This is a genomic window from Fastidiosipila sp., assembly GCA_012511175.1.
In the GTDB taxonomy this organism is placed as follows: Bacteria; Bacillota; Clostridia; order Saccharofermentanales; family DTU023; genus UBA4923.
In genome coordinates, this window is the sequence record JAAZGO010000028.1 from 57040 (window position 1) to 75461 (window position 18422).

Here is an 18422-nt window from a genome sequence, read left to right on the forward strand (position 1 = left end):
TCACCTGTTCGCATTTTCGCCCGCTCGCTCCGGCATGGCCAGGCTCTTGCCCATGGATGCCAAAACCAGCATTTGGAGCAAACCGTGCATGTCCTGATTCAGCTGGTAAAGCTAAACTAAGCCGAAGTATTTTTCGAAAAATACAATCAAGCGTTCAATAATCGCGGACTTTCGCGCATCTCGATCTTCTGTACCAAACCGGGAAACAGGAGGCATAATCCGGTCAATGTCCGTGCCTTTGGTCTTGAGGACTCCATCACGGAAAGCATTGTCTATGAATCGCTTTGTTTCTTCGGATTTCAGCCTTTCTTCATCGATGATCTGAGCGATCTCCGCATCCTTTTTCTCCCGGACAAAAAGCTGCCAATCGTCCACAACGTCAGTGACCAGGTTAATCCGGTCAATAAATTGTTCAATCAGTTTCTTTTTGCTTCGCAACTCGAGACTTGAGTTGACAGCTTTCTCGATGGTGACCAGGATGGTTTTGTCCTTCGCGTTGGTTTTTTTGTATTCGGCAACCAGCATGAGGATGTAATCAATGTTAACCTCGATTTGGCGGACCAACTCCATTTCAAAAATGATATCATCACTGATTGACTCTTTTTCCGCCTCCCCTGCTTTCCGGTACGATTCATACAAGTCGATATAAATACTCTGGTAATCCTGGAAATCGCGTTCGGTCAATATTTCATTGCCTTCGAACTCATCGAAGGCTGTCAGGATATTTCTGACTTTCAAAATGGCTCCGTAGAGCATGATGAAACGCTTCTGAGCCGTCTCACCCAGGATGGATTCTCCGATCGGATAATTGGCAGTGAGCTCACGGATGAGGTCACGATAACCCGGCTTTCGCTCCCCTTCTTCAACGTAGCCGTAATAATAGTCGCGGTAAGACCTCAAGAGGATCGTTCCAGCCGCCTCTTTATCGCCGAAGAGGGCGATGGCCTCGTCCATCTGTTCCTTTAAATCCCGGAAACAGACAATGTTTCCATAGGTCTTGATGCTGTTCAAAATCCGGTTGGTCCGGGAAAAAGCCTGAATCAGGCCATGCTGCCGGAGGTTTTTATCTACCCAAAGGGTGTTCAGCGTTGTTGCGTCAAAGCCTGTCAAAAACATGTTGACCACGATCAATAGATCAACCTCACGGTTCTTGACGCGCAGTGAAAGATCTTTGTAATAGTTTTCAAACTTTTGTGACGAGGTATCGAAGCTGGTGCCGAAAGTCAAATTGTAATCCTGGATGGCCCCGTCAAGAAAATCCCGGGAATTCTGGTCAAGACCTCCCGTATCGAAATCTTCATCCGGTAATAAGCCTTCCGGTTCTTCTTCGTTGGCGCTGAAACTATAAATGAGGGCGAGGTTGAGCCGTCTCGAAGATTCCTCCAGCTGTTTTTTAAACTCCGCATAGTAACGTTGGGCTGCCTTGATGGATGAAACCGCATAGATCGAATTGAATCCTTTAACACGGCGTTCAGCTAGCTGACTCGATTGCCCCGCCTCTTTTCCCAACATCTGGGATCGGATCAGATAGGACATGGTATCTCGTTTGGTCTTCTGATCGAAGCGCTCCAGGATATAGGTCACGGTATTGGAAATCCGCCGTGGATCCAGGAGCGCCTCTTCGCGGTCGATCGAGTAGACATCCTTATCCTCGACCTGGTCGGGAAGTTTGAAGGTGTTGATAAAATCCACCCGAAAGGGAAGCACGTTGTGGTCGCGAATGGCATCAACAATGGTGTAAGTATGGATCGGGCGTCCAAAAGCATCCGGTGTCGTCCGGTAATAGAGATGACTCCCCACTGGAGCATTGTCGGCAAAGATAGGGGTTCCCGTAAAACCGAAGATCGCATATTTGCGGAATTTCCGGGTGATAGCCCGGTGCATCTCCCCGAACTGTGAGCGGTGACATTCATCAAAAATCAGGACCACCTGTTTGCCATAAACATCATGCCTGGGGTTGCTTTTAACGAAGACATTTAGCTTCTGGATGGTGGTCACAATGATTTTATAATCGTGGTGTCCACCCCGTTCATTCCGGTCTTCCATCTGACGCTGCAGGATCTGTGTCGATGTATTGCCATTGGCCGCCCCCTTCTCGTAGCGGTCATATTCTTTCATGGTCTGGTAATCCAGGTCTTTGCGGTCAACAACAAAGATCACCTTATCGATGAAGGGGAGCTGCGCCGCCAGCTGGGCTGTTTTGAAACTGGTCAGGGTCTTCCCCGACCCGGTTGTGTGCCAGACATAACCGCCTGCATCTCTTTTACCCATCAGCTGATAATTGTGGGCAGATTTAATCTGTAACAAGATGCGTTCGGCGGCGACAATCTGGTAGGGCCTCATGACGAGCAATAACTCGTCGGAAGTGAAAACACAGTACCTGGTCAGCACGTTCAGGATGGTGTGCCTGGCAAAAAAGGTCCGTGTAAAATCGACCAGATCCAAAATATTCTGATTTCCAGCATCCGCCCAAAAACTTGTGAACTCAAAACTGTTGCTTGTTTTCTTGCTCTTTTGCCTTTGACTCTCACTGGCTTCCGCGATATGGGAACGGCGGGTTGTGTTGCTGTAATACTTGGTGTTGGTTCCATTGGAGATCACAAAGATCTGAATATACTCGTAAAGACCGGATCCCGCCCAAAAGCTGTTTCGCTGATAGCGGTTGATCTGGTTGAAGGCTTCCCGGATGCTGATCCCCCGTCTTTTCAATTCAATGTGGATCAAGGGCAAACCATTAACCAGGATGGTCACATCGTAACGGGCTGATCGTTTGCCTTCTGTTTCTTCATACTGGTTGATGACCTGCAACCGGTTGTTATGGATATTGCTCTTATCCAGCAGATAGATATTCTTGACACTCCCGTCATCACGACGGAGAAGCTGGATGTAATCGACCTGGATCTTGCGGGTTTTTTCAACAATCCCTTCATTCTGATTGGCCAGTTTTTCTTGGAAAAACCGATTCCATTCCTCATCTGAAAATGTAATGCCATTCAACAATTCCAGCTGCCGCCGAAGGTTTTCAATCAAGGCCATCTCATTGCGAAGCGGAAGATACTCATACCCCTGCGAGACAAGCTGATCGATGAACTCTTTTTCCAGTTCCGCCTCACTCTGGTATCTGGCGGGCCGGTCACCGTATAAGGGCTTGTATTCTGCGACGACGGTTTCCTCTTCGGAGCTGACGACAATCTTGTATTGGCTCATGTCTTTTTCTCCTTGAAGGTCAAAAGCTTGTCCCGGTAGTATTGGTACTGTTTTTGACGGGCTGCAAGCTCTACTGTAAGCTCTGCTGTAAGCTCTGTGAAATTGTCCAAAATTCGGACAATTTCACGCTGGATCTGGAGAGGTGGCACAGGGACCCGTAGCGTTCTAATCTCAGTTGTGTTGATCGCGTCAAAGGTAGAGCCAAACGACCTTGCCTTGATTTCATATGAACTGGCATTCAACCAGTAATACAAGAACTTTGTGTCAAGGCGCTCTTTCCCCCATAGTGCACACAGCCCGCGCCCAATCGCAATATTCCTGTCTACAATGTTTACATCTCCAACGGGGGCCCGCACACTCATGACAATGCTACCCGAAGGCGCAATTTTGATGGGTGTGGAAGTGTATTGTGACGAGTGATTGAGATACATATCTCCAAACAGTGATTTCCCTTGATGGAATTCGATGCCTGACTTTGGGTCACTTGAAACGCTGTCACCCTTGGGAGAAATGCCCATCTCGAGGTATGCAATTTCAGACATCAAGGCTTTTTCCACATCGTATGGATAAAAACCTTGAACAAACTTGTCAGCCATTTTCATATTGAGAGACTCCTATTCTAGCCAACCCAAATCTTCAGTAGCACTATGATATTCTTCACGATTTTTGACATTTTCAATTATTCCAAGCACGAGTCTCCGAAATGGCCTGTATTTGCGAAGTCCAATCTCTTCATCAAAATCTCCATGGATAACGTCACTGATTTCACCAAAGAGCCTGTACCCATTTTGTGAGAACTCACGTGGAATGATGGCACGCTTCTGATCTACCTCACCTAAGAGCTCCTTAAACGGTCTTGGTTTTCCTTTCGGTGTGCTCACACTTATTGACTCGGAAACTGCAATTTCTTTTGTAATTTTCTCCATGATCTTCCGCAGATAAACAACAGCCCCAGCACCTAATCCTTCACGATAGGCATGTTCCGCCTTATTCAAAAGCAATGAAAACGTGCCGTATTGTTCGCTAACGATGGAAACTTTCTCAGAGAGTTTCTCACTTCGCTTAAGAATCCGTACCTTGGGCGCTTGTCCGCGGATATCTTCCTCAGCTTCGACAGAGAACCAAACTTGGACATCTGTGCCGCAACTACAAGTTAAAACACAGTCAATGCTTATGATTCTCGTGCTTACAAAAACACAAGATAACCTGCCCCTTGAAGTAAACGTGCGAATATCCTCACAGCGCGAACAGTAATAATTCAGCATCACTTTGCCGACAGACATTTTGACCTGCTGGCCTATTATTCCTTTTCTGTTAACTAGGAATCCTTCAATCTGCACAAAATTACGCTTGGGAGGTTTAGATAAGACATCACCTAGTCGCATCGCTTCACTCCTTTACCATCAATGCTCATTATTCCATCGTGCAAATAATGCGCTGCAATAGCGCTTCATTACTCTTCGCAAGACTCAGTTACCGTGCTCTACGTAAGACTATTCTTGGCTATCGCAAAAAATATCCTCTCCTCCTGCTATAGAGACAAGCTGAAGACCTACCCTTCTATCTCTCGAATGACCTTATCAATCTCCTTACGCAAATAATCCGATCGGGCTACAATCTCCTCAATCTCCCGATTCAGCTTGACAATATCAATCACTTCCCGGGTGTCCTCCGGTTCAACATAGGAGGTGACCGTCAGGTTGTACTCGTGCTCCTCAATCTCTGAATTGAGTACCAACCTGGAAAAATACTCCCTGTCCTCCCGCGATTTGAAAGCCTCCAGAATATTGTCGATGTGCTGTTGGGTCAGCTTATTGCTGTTGGTCACCTTGACGAATTCTTTGGACGCGTCAATGAAAAGCGTTTTATTCTCGCTCTTGTTCTTCTTGAGCACCATGATGCAGGTCGCGATGGAAGTGCCATAAAAGAGATTATCCGGCAGCTGGATGACGCAATCGACATAGTTGCTGTCGATCAGGAATTGCCTGATCTTTTTTTCTGCCCCTCCCCGGTACATGATCCCGGGAAAGCAAACAATAGCGGCTGTTCCTGTGGTGGCCAGCCAGGAGAGGCAGTGCATGATAAAGGCCAGATCCGCTTTGGATTTAGGTGCCAGCACACCTGCGGGGGAAAACCTCATGTCATTGATCAGGATGGGGTTGTCCTTGCCCTCCCACTTGATGGAGTAGGGGGGATTGGAAACGATGGCCTCAAAAGGTTCGTCATTCCAATGCTGAGGGCTGGTCAGGGTATCTCCATGGGCGATATCAAACTTATCGTAACCGATGTCATGCAAGAACATGTTGATGCGGCAGAGGTTGTAGGTGGTGATGTTGATCTCCTGGCCGAAAAATCCCTGGCGGACATTTTCTTTTCCAAGGATTTTTGAGAATTTGAGAAGCAGCGATCCTGATCCGCAGGCGGGGTCGTAAACCTTGTTGACTTCCTTTTTCCCAACTAATGTGAGATGGGTGAGCAGTTCGGACACTTCCTGCGGTGTGAAAAATTCGCCGCCGCTTTTACCCGCTCTTGAGGCATACATGCCCATCAGGTACTCATAAGCGTCGCCGAAGGCATCAATCGTGTTGTTTTGGTAGTCTCCCAGTCGCATGGATTGCACGCCAAGCAAGAGATTTTTTAACCTTTTATTTCGTTGTTCAACCGTTCCGCCAAGCTTATTGCTGTTGACATCAATATCGTCGAAAAGCCCCTTGAAATTCTGCTCACTATCTGTTCCCATGGCTGAGCTTTCAATATCCTTGAAGACAGCTGCCAGCTTCTCGTTCAGGTCTTTGTCGTTGGCCCTGGCTTTTTCACAGATATTGACGAATAACTCACTGGGAAGAATGAAAAAGCCTTTCGTCCTGACCAGATCCTCCCGAGCTTTTTCTGCTTTTTCATCAGAAATGGTCGGGTAGTCAAAATCGGGGTGACCCGCTTCGTGTTCCCCTTGATTGATGTAGGACGTAATATTCTCCGAAATATACCGGTAGAAAAGAATGCCGAGTATATATTGCTTGAAATCCCAGCCATCAACGCTCCCCCTCAGATCGTCAGCGATCCCCCAGATGGTACGGTGAAGCTCAGCCCGTTCCTGTTCTTTCCTGTTGTCCATGCCATGACCCCGCTATTCTGTTTTATCCTGCTGGTTAACGAACTAATTCAATGATCCGGGAATATTGATCTCATTCCCTAATACTATACCAAGCGCCCGCGCACACCACAAAGGCAAGAACTTCTGAAACTCCAGCCTTTCGACTTTTTGCCAACAATGTTAAGCCAAATCAAAGAGGTTCAATTGCTTCGATGGGAATGGCGGATAAAAGACGCCAACGATGGTGAAGGGATTCTTCGCAACTTTATGATGCTTCAGGGTTGTACCGAGAAAGAAGTGAAGGTCATGCTTCAAAAACTCTTCATAGTATTTTTGCCTGACCTTTTCGACAGCAATCTCTTTGTTTCCTCCGGCCCTTTTTAAACAATTGACGTAGAGCATGCCAATTTCCCAGTCCAGGATCTTCATGGTGGACTGCCTGCCGCTGTCATCCAGAAATTTGTAGGAGAAGTGGTAAGGCACTTTTGGCACCACCCTGAACTCATCAACGATCTCGTCAACCGTCTGGAAGACATTCAATTGTCTGGATACATACTCGAGATTAGCCAGCTTGGCGGGATCCCAGGATGGATTCGTTTTACTTGCATTAAAACTGAGAATCCTGGCCGGCTTGAATACCGCCAGGGAGATGTCATCTGCCTTTGCTTTGGTGATCAATTCTTCCAGGTTGGTGTAAACGTGCTGATTACCAAATATTATTCTTCGGCGTTCCTCCCAATCCAGTTTCTTCTTCGCCTCCTGCACAACCGAAAGTGTCTCCAAGTTTGGACGGTAGGATTCCGGCCGGAAATCTTTGGTGTTTCTTGCCGTTTCAACCTCGATCCAACTGAACTTTGGGTATTTTTGTTCAAGGTCGAGTTTTCTGAAGGGAACCGGATAAAGGCGAATCCAGCTCCCATCCTCAAGAATCCCCGCCGTACAGACCAGTTCAGCATAGGTTTCTGAAATCGTGGGATAAGTCTTGACCAGGATGTAGATCCGCTTCTTTTCCACTTCTTACAGGTCGATACTCTTCACTCGGCATTTATGGGTGACGTAGTCCCGGATCACATGCCGGTGACACATGGATGGTTCCCGTTCAAAACACATTAGGGCTACACGAAAGTACTTTCTTAGCAGGGATTCAAGTTGGTTCAGCTCACTTATTCGAAGGGACATGGTTTTCTCGTACACTTCAAAAAGGTCCTGGAAGTCTTCTTTCGTTTCCAACGACTGCCGGTTGGCAGACTCGATGCCAAGTCCGGGAATGTGAACATATTTTATCCCAACGGATTCTGCGATCTCGCCAAGTTTCCTTTTTGAATACCCGAATTTGCGACTCAGCGCGTTTTTCCGCACATCACAAAGCAGGCGCACATCATTTTGGATCAGTTGGTTAATGAAAGCTTCCAGGTTCCTGCCCTCATAGCCAATCGTAAAAAGGATTGGTTCTTTTTTGGCATAGGTTTGTCTTATCCGGTTGAAACTTTCCAGTTCTTTTCCGAAAAAAAGATCAGCAAGGATCTCACTCCTAATGGTGTAATAGGGATGCTCCCGATAAGCCCGGCGCATGAGTTCAATACCACGTTCAGGGGCTGTCTTAAAGGGATGATTCTCTTTTGGACAGCTTATGACAGCCGTTACTGTCTTCTCTTGCCCCTCCTGTAACCTCTCAACCTTGAAGTGGCCATGCGCGTGGAGAGTGTCTAAGTCTGCCGCAAGCTGGAAAGAATAGGCGCCATGCCGGAAAGGGACGAATTCATAGAAGTCAGAATCACCCGACATGGTGTGAAGGAAGACCAGTTTTTGCAGATCCGTGCTCTTCACACCGCCAACCAACTCATTTACAAAGGAGAGAAGAAAGCGCTGGCGCCTATAAGATGGCCGGCCGGCAACAATGCCCATACTGAAGCGCCTCCTCTCTTTTGTTGTCTTCCTTCAACCCAATACTAATTCCGGTGCCCGGTCCCGTCAAGGATACAGAGGGGCAAGCGCCAGGTACATCGGCTTTTTGGACGGGAGAGGCGGTAAATAGACAAAAGGTAATCACTCACCCCTGAATCCGTCCATCTTTTTCTTGCTCAGGAATGCTTTCATGGCATCCTTTTGGTCTTTGGTCTCAAAACACCGGCTGAAGCAGGACGCCTCCAAAGCCAAACCCTCTGCCAGTGTCAGATCCAGCCCTCCCCTGATGGCCCGCTTGGCCTCCCTGACGGCCACCGGTGCCTTTTGGGCAATAGTTGCTGCCAGTTCATGGACCCGCCCCATCAAGTGATCCGGCTCTGATACCTCCATGACAAGACCCAGGGCCTGGGCTTCCCTGACATCAATCCGCCTGCCCGTCATGATGAGATCGAAGGCGGACATGGAACCGACAAGCCTGGCCAGCCGCTGGGTTCCTCCGAAGCCGGGTGTAATTCCCAGGCCTGTTTCTGGAAAAGCGAAACTTGCTTTTGTTGACGCGATGCGGAAGTCGCAGGCCAGGGCCAGTTCAAAACCGCCGCCCAGGGCAAAACCATTGACTGCCGCGATGACGGGGACGGGAAACGAACTGACCTGATTCATGACCCGGTTGCCGAAGCGGGCGAACATTTCCGCCTCCTCCCGGTCCATGTCCGCCATTTCAGAAATATCTGCGCCGGCGACAAAAGCCTTGTTACCGGCACCGGTGATGATCAGGGCCCGCACCTGCTGGTCGTCAGCCAAATCGGATAAGGCAGACGACAGCTCATGGAGGACGGCCTTGTTCAAGGCGTTCAGGGCCTCGGGCCGGTCGATAGTCAATTCGGCAACGTAATCTGTCTGGTCAAGTTTGATGATGGACATGACCGCTCCTTTCACCGTTCCACCACGGCCGCGATGCCCATGCCCCCACCGATGCAAAGGGAGGCCAGGCCGCGTTTAACGTTTCTTTTCTCCATTTCATGGAGCAGGGTCACCAGGACACGCGCGCCCGAGGCGCCGACCGGATGGCCGAGGGCGATGGCACCGCCGTTCACGTTGACCTTTGCCGGATCGGCACCCAGTTCTTTCAGGACCGCCAGGGACTGGGCCGCAAAGGCTTCATTGAATTCAATCAGATCAATGTCATCCAGGCTTAAGCCGGTCTTTTCAAGAATCTTTTTTGTCGCGACATAAGGCCCCATGCCCATGATGGAGGGATCGAGGCCGACGGAAACGCCGGCGGTCAGGGCAGCCATGGGTTTTAACCCCAATTCCCTGGCCTTTTTGCCGCTCATGACCACCATGGCTGCCGCGCCGTCATTGATGCCGGACGCATTGCCGGCCGTCACCGTGCCATCCTTTTTGAAGGCCGGGCGGAGCTTTTGCATCCCCTCCAAAGTGGCTCCGTGCCGGGGGTATTCATCGGCCTCAAAGTCGTATTCATTTTTGCGCTCCCTGATGTGCACCGGGACGATTTCAGCTTCAAACCGGCCTTCCTTTTGGGCGCGCTCCGTCCTCCGCTGACTTTCCAGGGCGTAGGCATCCTGTTCTTCCCGGCTGATGCTGTATTTTTCGGCCACATTTTCAGCCGTGATGCCCATGTGATAATCGCCGAAAATGTCCCAGAGACCGTCCTTGATCATGCTGTCAATCAGGGTGCCGTCACCCATGCGGTAACCATCCCGGGCCTTGTCGAGCAGATAAGGCGCCGCCGACATGTTTTCGGTTCCGCCCGCGACGACGATTTCAGCCTGACCGCTTTCAATCAAGGCAGCTGCCAGTGTCACGGCTTTCAGGCCTGAACCACACACATTATTGATGGTGGAGGCAGGAACTGATTCAGGAATTCCGGCTGCCATGGCGGCCTGCCGGGCCACATTCTGTCCCAAGCCTGCTGCCAGGATGCAGCCCATGAGAACTTCATCCACATCCTCCGGACGAATGCCCGCGCGCCGGATCGCACCCCTGACCACCACCTCACCCAGCCTGACGGCCGAAACCTTGGCCAGACTACCCCCGAATTTTCCGATTGCCGTACGGCAGCCTCCCAGAATCACAATGTCTTTCATCGCTTCCTCTTTCTAATATTGATAAAATCCCTGTCCCGATTTGCGGCCCAGCTTGCCCTCTTGAACCATGCGGCCAAGCAGGGGGCTCGGCTCGTATTTTGGATTACCTGTTCTCGCCCGGATGATTTCCATAATGTTTTTAACGATGTCTATTCCGATAAAATCAGCCAGTTGAAGCGGCCCCATGGGGTGATTAGCCCCAAGCTTCATGGCCTGGTCGATGTCCTCGCGCGACGCGACCCCCTGATGCAAGAGATCGGCTGCCTCATTGATCATGGGGATCAGCAGCCGGTTGACAATGAAGCCCGGGCTCTCCTTGCAAAAAACCGGTTCCTTGCCGATGGCCCGGACGATGGCGGCGAACTGTTCTTTTGTCTCTTCCGAGGTATGGTCACCGCTTACGACCTCAACCAGTTTCATGACCGGCGCCGGATTAAAGAAATGCATGCCGGCCAAGCTGGACTCATGGTCCAGTTCCGACGCGATCTCCGTGATGGAAAGTGAGGAGGTGTTGGTCGCAAAAAGGCAATCCGGACGGCACAGCTTGTCCAGCTTGCCAAAAAGAACGCGCTTGGCCTCCAGATCCTCGAAAATGGCTTCAATTACAAGGTCTGCCCCCTTTGCCTCTTCAAGATCGGTCGATCGTTTCAAGTTGGCAAGCAGGTCTTCCGCTTCCTCTTGTGTCAGGCGGCCCTTGTCAAACTGGCGTCTCACCTGCTTTTCAATCAGGGCATAACCGCGCTCTACCAGGTCCGCTTCCCGGTCGAACATGACGGTTTCATGGCCGAAGGACGCGAAAACCTGTGCGATTCCCGCCCCCATGGTGCCGCATCCGGCAACAAATACTTTCATCTACAATCCTCCTGTCCTGTTATTTGTGGGCTGCTTCCTGTCTTCTGGCCAGCTCCGCCGCCATGTAGCCTGCGACATCATCGGCGTACTTGCCGGGACCAAAGCCCGCATCACAACCCAGCTCCTTGGCTAATTCATGGGAAATACGCGGTCCTCCCAGGATGAGCAGAAACCGGTGGCGAAGCGACTCCGCCTCCAGAAGCTCAACCAGTTCCGAAATATTCTTTATGTGGACATCCTTCTGGGTCACTGTCTGGGATACCAGCATGACATCAGCGTCGAATCGGACGGCTTCGCGGATAAAATCCTCGTTTTCCACCTGGCTGCCCAGGTTGAGGGTTTCAATCATGTCGTAGCGCTCCAGGCCATGGTGACCTGCATAGCCTTTCATGTTCATGATCGCGTCAATCCCAACCGTATGGGCATCGGTTCCCGTGCTGGCGCCGATCACCCGGATCCTGCGGCCCAGATGATCGCGGATATACTGATCGGTTTCCTCCATGGTCATGACAGGCGCTTCAATGCTTGCAGCCTCGATCCTTGTGTAGTCGATCCCCTTTTCGAAGGTGGCATAGGCGATGATCCGGGTGAAACGATCATCCAGCGCCTCATGCCAGCTGATCAGAGGATTGGACAAACCCATGGCGGTCAGTATGGCCCGGGCTGCCTCAACTGCCCGTTCGTCGTCAGGAACCGGCAGGGTGAAGCTCAGCTGGATTCGGCCGTCATCCATGGTGTCGCCGTAGGGCTTGAGGCGGGTGAGATCAGGCTTGGGAATCATCTTGCTGTTCCTCCAAAAACAAATCGATAAAGGGGTTGCAGTAATGGTCACCTTTGGCGATCACACCCTCCATCCCCTTGCCGCCCTCAGGCCGCCTTTTGATTCCGGCAAAACGGCCGGCTTCCAGTGAACGAAAGAGCCCATCCTGGCGGATGGTTTCGAGAAACCCGAGCGCCAGGTCAAGGACCTCGTCAGCCCGCTTCTCCAGCAGACCGCCCCTCTTGTACTCAATTTCATCCGATAGAGACTTCATGGCCCGTTTGACATAATCGGCATTGGCGATGGCGTGCGCCCGGTCTGCCATGTGGGGCGTGTGGATGGCCTCGGTCATCATGCCAAGAAGGAGGAACTGCTGGCCGGTCAGCACCCCCGCCACATTGAAGAGCGTATCCTGCACATGACCCTGAAAGATGTTGCCGGTCATGTGCTTGGTCGGCGGCATGTATTTGAGGGGGGCGTCCGGGAAAATCTGGCGGGCCATCTGGGCCTGGGCCAATTCAAAAACAAAGGAGTCAGGCAGGGAGGGATCCATCTCAAAGGCGTGCCCCAGCCCCATCTGCACTTTCCGCATCCCCGCCCGAAGGGCAAACTGTTCGTTGATCAATTGGGAGGCCAGAACCGTATGCGCCTCCTCGTAGGCGTCTGAGGTGGTCAGGTAGTTGTCTTCGCCGGTGTTGATGATGATGCCGGCCGCCCCATTGATCATCCGCGAGAAACTCTGGTCGATCAGGGTGCGCTGCATGTTGATGTCACGGAACAAAATCCCGTAAAGGGCGTCGTTCAGCATGACGTCCAGGCGCTCCAAGGCCCCCATGACCGCAATTTCAGGCATGCAGAGACCGGAACAATAGTTGCAGAGCCGGATGTAGCGGCCAAGTTCGTTTCCTTTTTCGTCCAGGGCCCGGCGCATGAGGCGGAAATTTTCCTGGGTGGCGGTCGTCCCCCCGAAACCTTCAGTCGTGGCACCGTAGGGCACGTAATCGAGCAGGCTCTGCCCTGTCGTCCGTATGACCGCGATGACGTCGGCACCCTGCCTGGCGGCGGCCTGCGCCTGGATTATATCTTCATAGATATTGCCGGTCGCTACGATGGCGTAAAGCCAGGGAGCGGATCTTTCGCCATACTTTTCAAGCAGGGATTCACGGGTCTTCCTGCCCTCCCGAATCCGGAAAATTGCTTTTTCCGCCTGCTCTTTGGCCCAAAGCCGGCAGGCAAAGGCATCGTGTTTCTCATGGGCAGTCAGATCCAGGCTTCCTGCTGCGACCGCTTCCGCCATTTTGATGGGGGCCAGCCCCGTCGAAAGCGCTCCCTGCGCCAGCCAGTAGGCGGCACCCGCCTCCAGGACGCCTTGGGTCCTGAGATGGTCAACCAGACGGTTGGCAAGGGGCACATCGAAGGCATCCACGCCGTCAACCCCAAAAAGACGGCAAATCGCCCGTTCCACCGCCACTGTCGAACAGAGTTCAAGCTGCTCCGTCACGTTGTCAGCGACGGCCGCTGCGGCCTGGCGCGCCTTATCCACCTTGTTCCAGTCAAGTCTGAGCTCTGCCATCAGCACCCCCCCCTTCACCTTCGAGCAGTTCAAAGACCCCCTTATCCAGACCCAGCCATCCCGCGATGCGGATGGCGTCTGCCGGGATGGACGCTGAACCGTCAACCGCCTCAATTGAGTAATCCATCAGGGATTCAATCCGCCGGACCGCCTCCTCGTCGGACTGAGGGTCGCCGGTGCCCGAAATGATTTCCTCCAGTTCCCCCGGCTCGATGCCGCGAAGCCGCAGATGCCTGATGCCCTCTTCCGCCGGAACCTCATAATGAGTCGCTACGACCAGCACACCGGGAAAAGCCGCGTAAAGCCGGCACAGGGCCCTGACAAGAGCCGTCGCCTCCTGCGGATTGGTGCCTCGAAGCGGTTCATCCAGGATGACCAATCCCGGCATGTGCCTGGCCTGACGGATGTCGTCCCTGATCTTGACAATTTCAGCGGCAAAAGTCGACAGGCCCCGTTTAGTTGTATCGAAATAATCAGAACTGTAACTGACAAAGCCAAAAAGCGGTGAAGCTGCATAGGCGCAGGGCGGGAAATAGCCCAGGTGAATCAGGACTACTGACAGGGCCATGGCCTTGAGGGCCACACTTTTCCCGCCCATATTGGCGCCCGTCAGCACACTTGTTCCTTGGGCGAGCGTGACCGTCTGACGCTCGTAGGCCGCTCCCCTGGCGGACAGATGCGCCTCGATGACCGGATGATAGAACTGTTCCAGGATCAAGGTTGCGCCTGCTTCAAGCAGATCCGGCTTTGAAGCGGCCCACCGGATGGCCAGCTGAGCCTTGGCCAGGCGAAAATCGAGCTGGCCGGCCGCATCCAGGTTTTCTGAAAGCCGGTCCGCGTAGGGGGCAAGCTGACCGCTTAAGTTTGCCCTGACCTGCCTTTCTTCCTCATTCTCCTCCGTAAGCAGTTGACTTCGTTCCTCAAGCAGCCTGCTCCGCTCTTCCCCACCGGCGCTCTCCAATTTTATTTCAACCTTTTTCCGCGCCTGCCTGAGCCCCGCCAGCCTGGCTGAGTATTCGTCATAAAGATAAAAGCCGCTGCTTTCCATTTTGCGTGGATCAAGCAGGGCCTCGGCCTCCGGCAGCGGTTTGATCAGGACATCTGCCCTGGCCAGGAGGACGGGGATTTTAAGCAGTTGGTGCAAAAGACGAACTGCCTCTTTGATCTCAAAGAGCTCAGTAAGATCCAGGGTACGGGCTTTCGAAAGGCCAGCCAGGCTTCCCCGCAGGTCACGGAAGCGGGAAAGATGACCCAGCGCCTGGCGGATTTCAAGCGGATGGTGCTTGGTGTACTCGGCAAGACGGTCAACAGCGGACAGTTCAGCTTCCAGAAGCTCTTTCTCATCCGGCCCGTAATACCGGTATTTCAGCTTCATCCGTTTCCCCTGGGGAGTCAGGCAACGACAGGCTTCCAGGGCCTGGGACAAACCCAGGCGCTCACGGTCCTGCCGGCTGATTAACAACATGACACTTTCCTCCCTGTCTTTTGATCAAACCAGGGCCGGCCCCGTATCCATCACGGGGACATCTACGGCCGTACTGACAGCCTTGACAAGCTCCCTGGCATCCACCTGGCTGCCGCCTCCTCTTGCCGGGTTGACAAAAACCATGGGCAGTATCAGCGGGTGGATGACCTCAAGTTTTACCCCCTGCTGCTTGAGCCGCGCAAGCGTCCTGCCCCCGATGAAGTAGCGGGTGCCATCTTCCGCCGCCAGGGTCATCTGTCTGAAGTGCTTGTTTGAAAGCAAATCCTCAACAAAACGTTCTGTGACGGCACCCCGCAAAAACAGGATCCTGTCACCCGGTGCAAGGCCCTGGGCCACTTCTTTTCCATGTCCGGCAAGTGAAGGCATTTCCATCAGGCGGACTTCGCCGCGGATGTCCCGGATGGCAGCCCGCGCTCCGGCTTTTCCTTCCATGGCAGCTTCGATTTCCTGTCTTTCTTCCTCAGCCAGGGATGGCAGTTTCAACAGCTCCGCCTGGACCGCCGTTTTCTCAGCCAGCTCCTCAATGGAGGCGGCATTGGCCATCCCGGCAACCAGAACGACCGCTTCTGTCAGGCCGCCTCCCGCCTGGGATTTGCGGTCCAGTGCTCCGTCGATGATGTAAAGACAGTCCGCCTCTTCCCGGCGAAAGAAAGTTTCACAAAGAGCCAGATCTCTTGCAATTGACGGACCGGCCAGTTCGAGATAACCATTTGACCGGGCCCGGGCGACAGCAACCTCACCGGTCGCCGTGCGGATACCCGTAAGTGCCAGAATTTCCAGAACGGCATCACTTTTGCCGACCGAGCCGGCAGCGGTGGCGATCAAGGTACCCTCCCTGACATATATCCGGGGTTTCATACCGCCCGTCACCAGATCCTGATCCTCGCCATCGCGGCCAACAGATGTCAGGGCCAGTACCCGGGGCAGCCCGGCCTTCGCGCAGGTTCTGATCAGATGGTTCAGCACTGTTGTTTTCCCGGCGTTTTTCCCGAGGCCCATAATGGCAAGCGAAGCCAGCCGGTCCAGATCCAGCGCTTCAATCAGACGGACGGCTCTGTCTTCTGCCACTGTCTGGCCTAAACGTACTCGACGTCCCTGCCGGCCATGGTCTTGCGGGCCAGGTCCTTGGGCTCCAGTGATTCGCCCTGCCCTTCCAACAGGCCTGAGACACCGGTCACTGTCATTTCTTCCTCTCCGCTGCAGACGGGGCAGTGGCACTGGCTGCTGTAGTCCCGCGGCTGGGTATAGGTGCTGATCACCCCTTCGTAGTTGCGGAGAACCACCCGCTCAGGGCTCTGCGAAATCAGGTAGTCGGGCATGACCGGGATTTTTCCGCCGCCGCCCAGGGCATCAACCACAAAGGTGGGCACACAAAAGCCGGACACATGGCCGCGCAGACCCTCAATAATCTCAATGCCCTTTGAAACACAGGTCCGGAAGTGCGAAATCCCCCGCGTCAGGTCGCACTGGTAGATGTAATAGGGCCTGACCCGGATCCAGGCCAGACCGGTAACCAGGCGGCGCATGACATGGACACAATCATTGATGCCCCGCAAAAGCACCGACTGGTTGCCAAGCGGGATACCGGCATCGGCCAGCATGGCGCAAGCGGCAGCGCTTTCGGGTGTGATTTCATTGGGATGGTTGAATTGCATATTGAGCCAGACAGGCTGGTAGTTCTTGAGGAGCCGGCAAAGTTCCGGCGTGATCCGTTGCGGCATGACGACAGGCGTCCGGGTTCCGATCCGGATAATCTCGACGTGCTCGATTCCCCGAAGTTCCTTCAGGATGTATTCCAGCCGGTCGTCACTCATGAGCAGGGCGTCGCCTCCTGAAAGGAGGACATCACGGACCATGGGGTGCTGGCGGATGTATTCGATACAGGCATCGATCTCGGCCCGGGTCCGGGCGCCGTCTTTCTGGCCTGCCAGCCGCCTCCGGGTACAGTGGCGGCAATACATGGAGCACATATCGGTAATGAGGAAGAGAACCCTGTCGGGGTAGCGATGGGTCAGGCCAAATACCGGAGAGTCGCCGTCCTCGTGGAGCGGATCGTCCTGGTCCTCCGGTGCAGATCTCCGCTCCCAAGCGGTGGGGATGGCCTGCTTTCTGGCGGGGTCGTGAGGATCATCCGGATCGATCAGGGTCAGGTAATAAGGTGTTATCGCCATGCGGAACTGCTGGAGCGCCTCTTTGACCCCATCAGTCTCCTCTTGGGTCAGGGTCATCAGACCCGTCAGGCCTTCCAGGCTGGTAATTCTGTTTTTGACCTGCCATTGCCAGCTGTTCCAGTCTTCGTCCGGCACCCCGGGGAAGAGGATCTCCCGCCTGGCCCGGCCCGTCTTGTTGATGTATTTATCTTCCGCTTTCATGGGGCCTCCTTTACAGGTAGAGAGTTTCAAAGATGTGTCGAAGCGCTTCGCTCTCTCTGACAACCTGGAGCGAGAACTCGGCATGGTTTTTTGTGTAGCCGTTGCCGACCATCATGGTGACATCCTTGCCCACACCTTCAGCGCCCAGGGCAGCCCGGGTGAAGCTGGTCGCCATGCTGAAGAAATAAACAATGCCGCCTTCCCTGGCAGGCAGGATAGAAGACATCTCGGTTCCGTCAATGTTAACCACATTGATGACCACATCGTACTCCCGGCCGCCGTTCAAGGCCAACGCCTTTTCAAGGACTTCGACCGGATTTTGCGCGTTGGCAACAAAGAATGAATGAGCCAATTTGTTGTCCAGCAGGGTCTTTTCCGGCCGGTTGTTGCGGCTCATACCGACCACATTGCCGCAGGGGCCGACACGTTTCATGGCCTCATAGCCACAAAGCATGCCGCTCTTGCCGCCGGCCCCCAGGATCAGGACACTGTCGCCCGGCTGAACGATCCGGGCGGTTTGGGCGGGCGCGCCCGCCACATCCAGAACGGCCAACGCCAGATTCTCACTCATATCTGCCGGCAACTTGGCGTAGACGCCGCTTTCGAACAAAATCGCCTGACCCTTGATCTCAACCCGCTCAACATCGGGGTGAACGGCTGTGATCTGATCAATGTGCAAAGGTGTCAAGGAGAGGGATACCAAGGTCGCGATGCGGTCGCCGGCCACAAGGTCGCGATCCGCCAGCGCCGGGCCGATCCGGGCCACCGTTCCCATCAGCATGCCGCCTGATCCGGTTACCGGATTTTGCATCTTGCCGCGTTCACTGACAATCTCCATGATTTTTGCCTTCAGCTTTGCTTCATCGCCTCCGGCTTCTTCCCACAACTGGCGGAAGCTTGCCGCGTCAATGTTAAGTGCGGAGACATCAATCAGGATCTCATTGTCATAGATCTCCATCCTGTTATCGATTTTTTGAGCCGCCTGCGGCAGTAATCCCTGAGGCTCCAGGACGCGGTGGGCGCCGTATTTATCTCCCATGGCCATGCTGTGTATCCTTCCTTTTC

The 18422-nt window shown here is 53.2% G+C and carries 15 protein-coding genes; all 15 read right to left on the reverse strand.

Going from position 1 to position 18422, the window contains the following annotated elements; all coding sequences use genetic code 11:
- Window positions 1-111: 111 nt before the first annotated feature.
- Window positions 112-3207 (reverse strand): type I restriction endonuclease subunit R, encoded by a 3096-nt coding sequence (locus GX839_06425; protein NLB05091.1) that lies wholly within the window; start codon window positions 3205-3207, stop codon window positions 112-114.
- Window positions 3204-3749: a restriction endonuclease subunit S gene (locus GX839_06430; GenBank protein ID NLB05092.1), complete on the reverse strand. Its 546-nt coding sequence runs from the start codon at window positions 3747-3749 to the stop codon at window positions 3204-3206. Before GX839_06430 ends, GX839_06425 begins: the two co-directional genes overlap by 4 nt.
- A gap of 72 nt (window positions 3750-3821) precedes the next feature.
- On the reverse strand, window positions 3822-4592 hold the full coding sequence (locus GX839_06435) for a hypothetical protein (GenBank protein ID NLB05093.1): 771 nt from the start codon (window positions 4590-4592) through the stop codon (window positions 3822-3824).
- 167 nt (window positions 4593-4759) lie between these two features.
- Window positions 4760-6322 carry a type I restriction-modification system subunit M gene (locus tag GX839_06440; protein NLB05094.1) on the reverse strand — a complete coding sequence of 521 codons (1563 nt, stop codon included), beginning with the start codon at window positions 6320-6322 and terminating at the stop codon, window positions 4760-4762.
- Between the two features lie 159 nt (window positions 6323-6481).
- A complete protein-coding gene (locus GX839_06445) occupies window positions 6482-7315 on the reverse strand; it encodes a hypothetical protein (protein ID NLB05095.1) in 834 nt (277 codons plus the stop codon).
- Between the two features lie 3 nt (window positions 7316-7318).
- The gene (locus GX839_06450) at window positions 7319-8206 is read right to left on the reverse strand and encodes a DUF488 domain-containing protein (protein NLB05096.1); all 888 of its coding nucleotides are present in this window, start codon (window positions 8204-8206) and stop codon (window positions 7319-7321) included.
- 141 nt (window positions 8207-8347) lie between these two features.
- Window positions 8348-9127, reverse strand: a complete 780-nt coding sequence (locus tag GX839_06455) for a hypothetical protein (GenBank protein ID NLB05097.1) — start codon at window positions 9125-9127, stop codon at window positions 8348-8350.
- An 11-nt stretch (window positions 9128-9138) separates the two neighbouring features.
- The gene (locus tag GX839_06460; protein NLB05098.1) at window positions 9139-10314 is read right to left on the reverse strand and encodes an acetyl-CoA C-acetyltransferase; all 1176 of its coding nucleotides are present in this window, start codon (window positions 10312-10314) and stop codon (window positions 9139-9141) included.
- Window positions 10315-10326: 12 nt separating this feature from the next.
- Window positions 10327-11166, reverse strand: a complete 840-nt coding sequence (locus tag GX839_06465; protein ID NLB05099.1) for a 3-hydroxybutyryl-CoA dehydrogenase — start codon at window positions 11164-11166, stop codon at window positions 10327-10329.
- 19 nt (window positions 11167-11185) lie between these two features.
- Window positions 11186-11947, reverse strand: coding sequence for a hypothetical protein (locus GX839_06470; protein ID NLB05100.1), 762 nt, complete (start codon window positions 11945-11947; stop codon window positions 11186-11188).
- Window positions 11931-13502 carry a D-lysine 5,6-aminomutase subunit alpha gene (locus GX839_06475; GenBank protein ID NLB05101.1) on the reverse strand — a complete coding sequence of 524 codons (1572 nt, stop codon included), beginning with the start codon at window positions 13500-13502 and terminating at the stop codon, window positions 11931-11933. The genes GX839_06470 and GX839_06475 overlap by 17 nt, the downstream gene beginning before the upstream one ends.
- Window positions 13480-14964 (reverse strand): hypothetical protein, encoded by a 1485-nt coding sequence (locus GX839_06480; GenBank protein NLB05102.1) that lies wholly within the window; start codon window positions 14962-14964, stop codon window positions 13480-13482. The genes GX839_06475 and GX839_06480 overlap by 23 nt, the downstream gene beginning before the upstream one ends.
- A 24-nt stretch (window positions 14965-14988) precedes the next feature.
- Window positions 14989-16053, reverse strand: a complete 1065-nt coding sequence (locus tag GX839_06485; protein NLB05103.1) for a hypothetical protein — start codon at window positions 16051-16053, stop codon at window positions 14989-14991.
- An 8-nt stretch (window positions 16054-16061) separates the two neighbouring features.
- On the reverse strand, window positions 16062-17357 hold the full coding sequence (ablA, locus tag GX839_06490) for a lysine 2,3-aminomutase (protein ID NLB05104.1): 1296 nt from the start codon (window positions 17355-17357) through the stop codon (window positions 16062-16064).
- Between the two features lie 10 nt (window positions 17358-17367).
- Window positions 17368-18402, reverse strand: a complete 1035-nt coding sequence (locus GX839_06495; GenBank protein ID NLB05105.1) for an L-erythro-3,5-diaminohexanoate dehydrogenase — start codon at window positions 18400-18402, stop codon at window positions 17368-17370.
- Window positions 18403-18422: the final 20 nt, after the last annotated feature.

Excerpts from the sequence above, each read along its gene's own strand:
- GX839_06425 (NLB05091.1), bottom strand. The coding sequence starts at position 3,207 with ATGAGCCAATACAAGATTGTCGTCAGCTCCGAAGAGGAAACCGTCGTC.
- GX839_06430 (NLB05092.1), bottom strand. The coding sequence starts at position 3,749 with ATGTCTGAAATTGCATACCTCGAGATGGGCATTTCTCCCAAGGGTGAC.
- GX839_06435 (NLB05093.1), bottom strand. The coding sequence starts at position 4,592 with ATGCGACTAGGTGATGTCTTATCTAAACCTCCCAAGCGTAATTTTGTG.
- GX839_06440 (NLB05094.1), bottom strand. The coding sequence starts at position 6,322 with ATGGACAACAGGAAAGAACAGGAACGGGCTGAGCTTCACCGTACCATC.
- GX839_06450 (NLB05096.1), bottom strand. The coding sequence starts at position 8,206 with ATGGGCATTGTTGCCGGCCGGCCATCTTATAGGCGCCAGCGCTTTCTT.
- GX839_06455 (NLB05097.1), bottom strand. The coding sequence starts at position 9,127 with ATGTCCATCATCAAACTTGACCAGACAGATTACGTTGCCGAATTGACT.
- GX839_06460 (NLB05098.1), bottom strand. The coding sequence starts at position 10,314 with ATGAAAGACATTGTGATTCTGGGAGGCTGCCGTACGGCAATCGGAAAA.
- GX839_06465 (NLB05099.1), bottom strand. The coding sequence starts at position 11,166 with ATGAAAGTATTTGTTGCCGGATGCGGCACCATGGGGGCGGGAATCGCA.
- GX839_06470 (NLB05100.1), bottom strand. The coding sequence starts at position 11,947 with ATGATTCCCAAGCCTGATCTCACCCGCCTCAAGCCCTACGGCGACACC.
- GX839_06480 (NLB05102.1), bottom strand. The coding sequence starts at position 14,964 with ATGTTGTTAATCAGCCGGCAGGACCGTGAGCGCCTGGGTTTGTCCCAG.
- ablA (NLB05104.1), bottom strand. The coding sequence starts at position 17,357 with ATGAAAGCGGAAGATAAATACATCAACAAGACGGGCCGGGCCAGGCGG.
- GX839_06495 (NLB05105.1), bottom strand. The coding sequence starts at position 18,402 with ATGGCCATGGGAGATAAATACGGCGCCCACCGCGTCCTGGAGCCTCAG.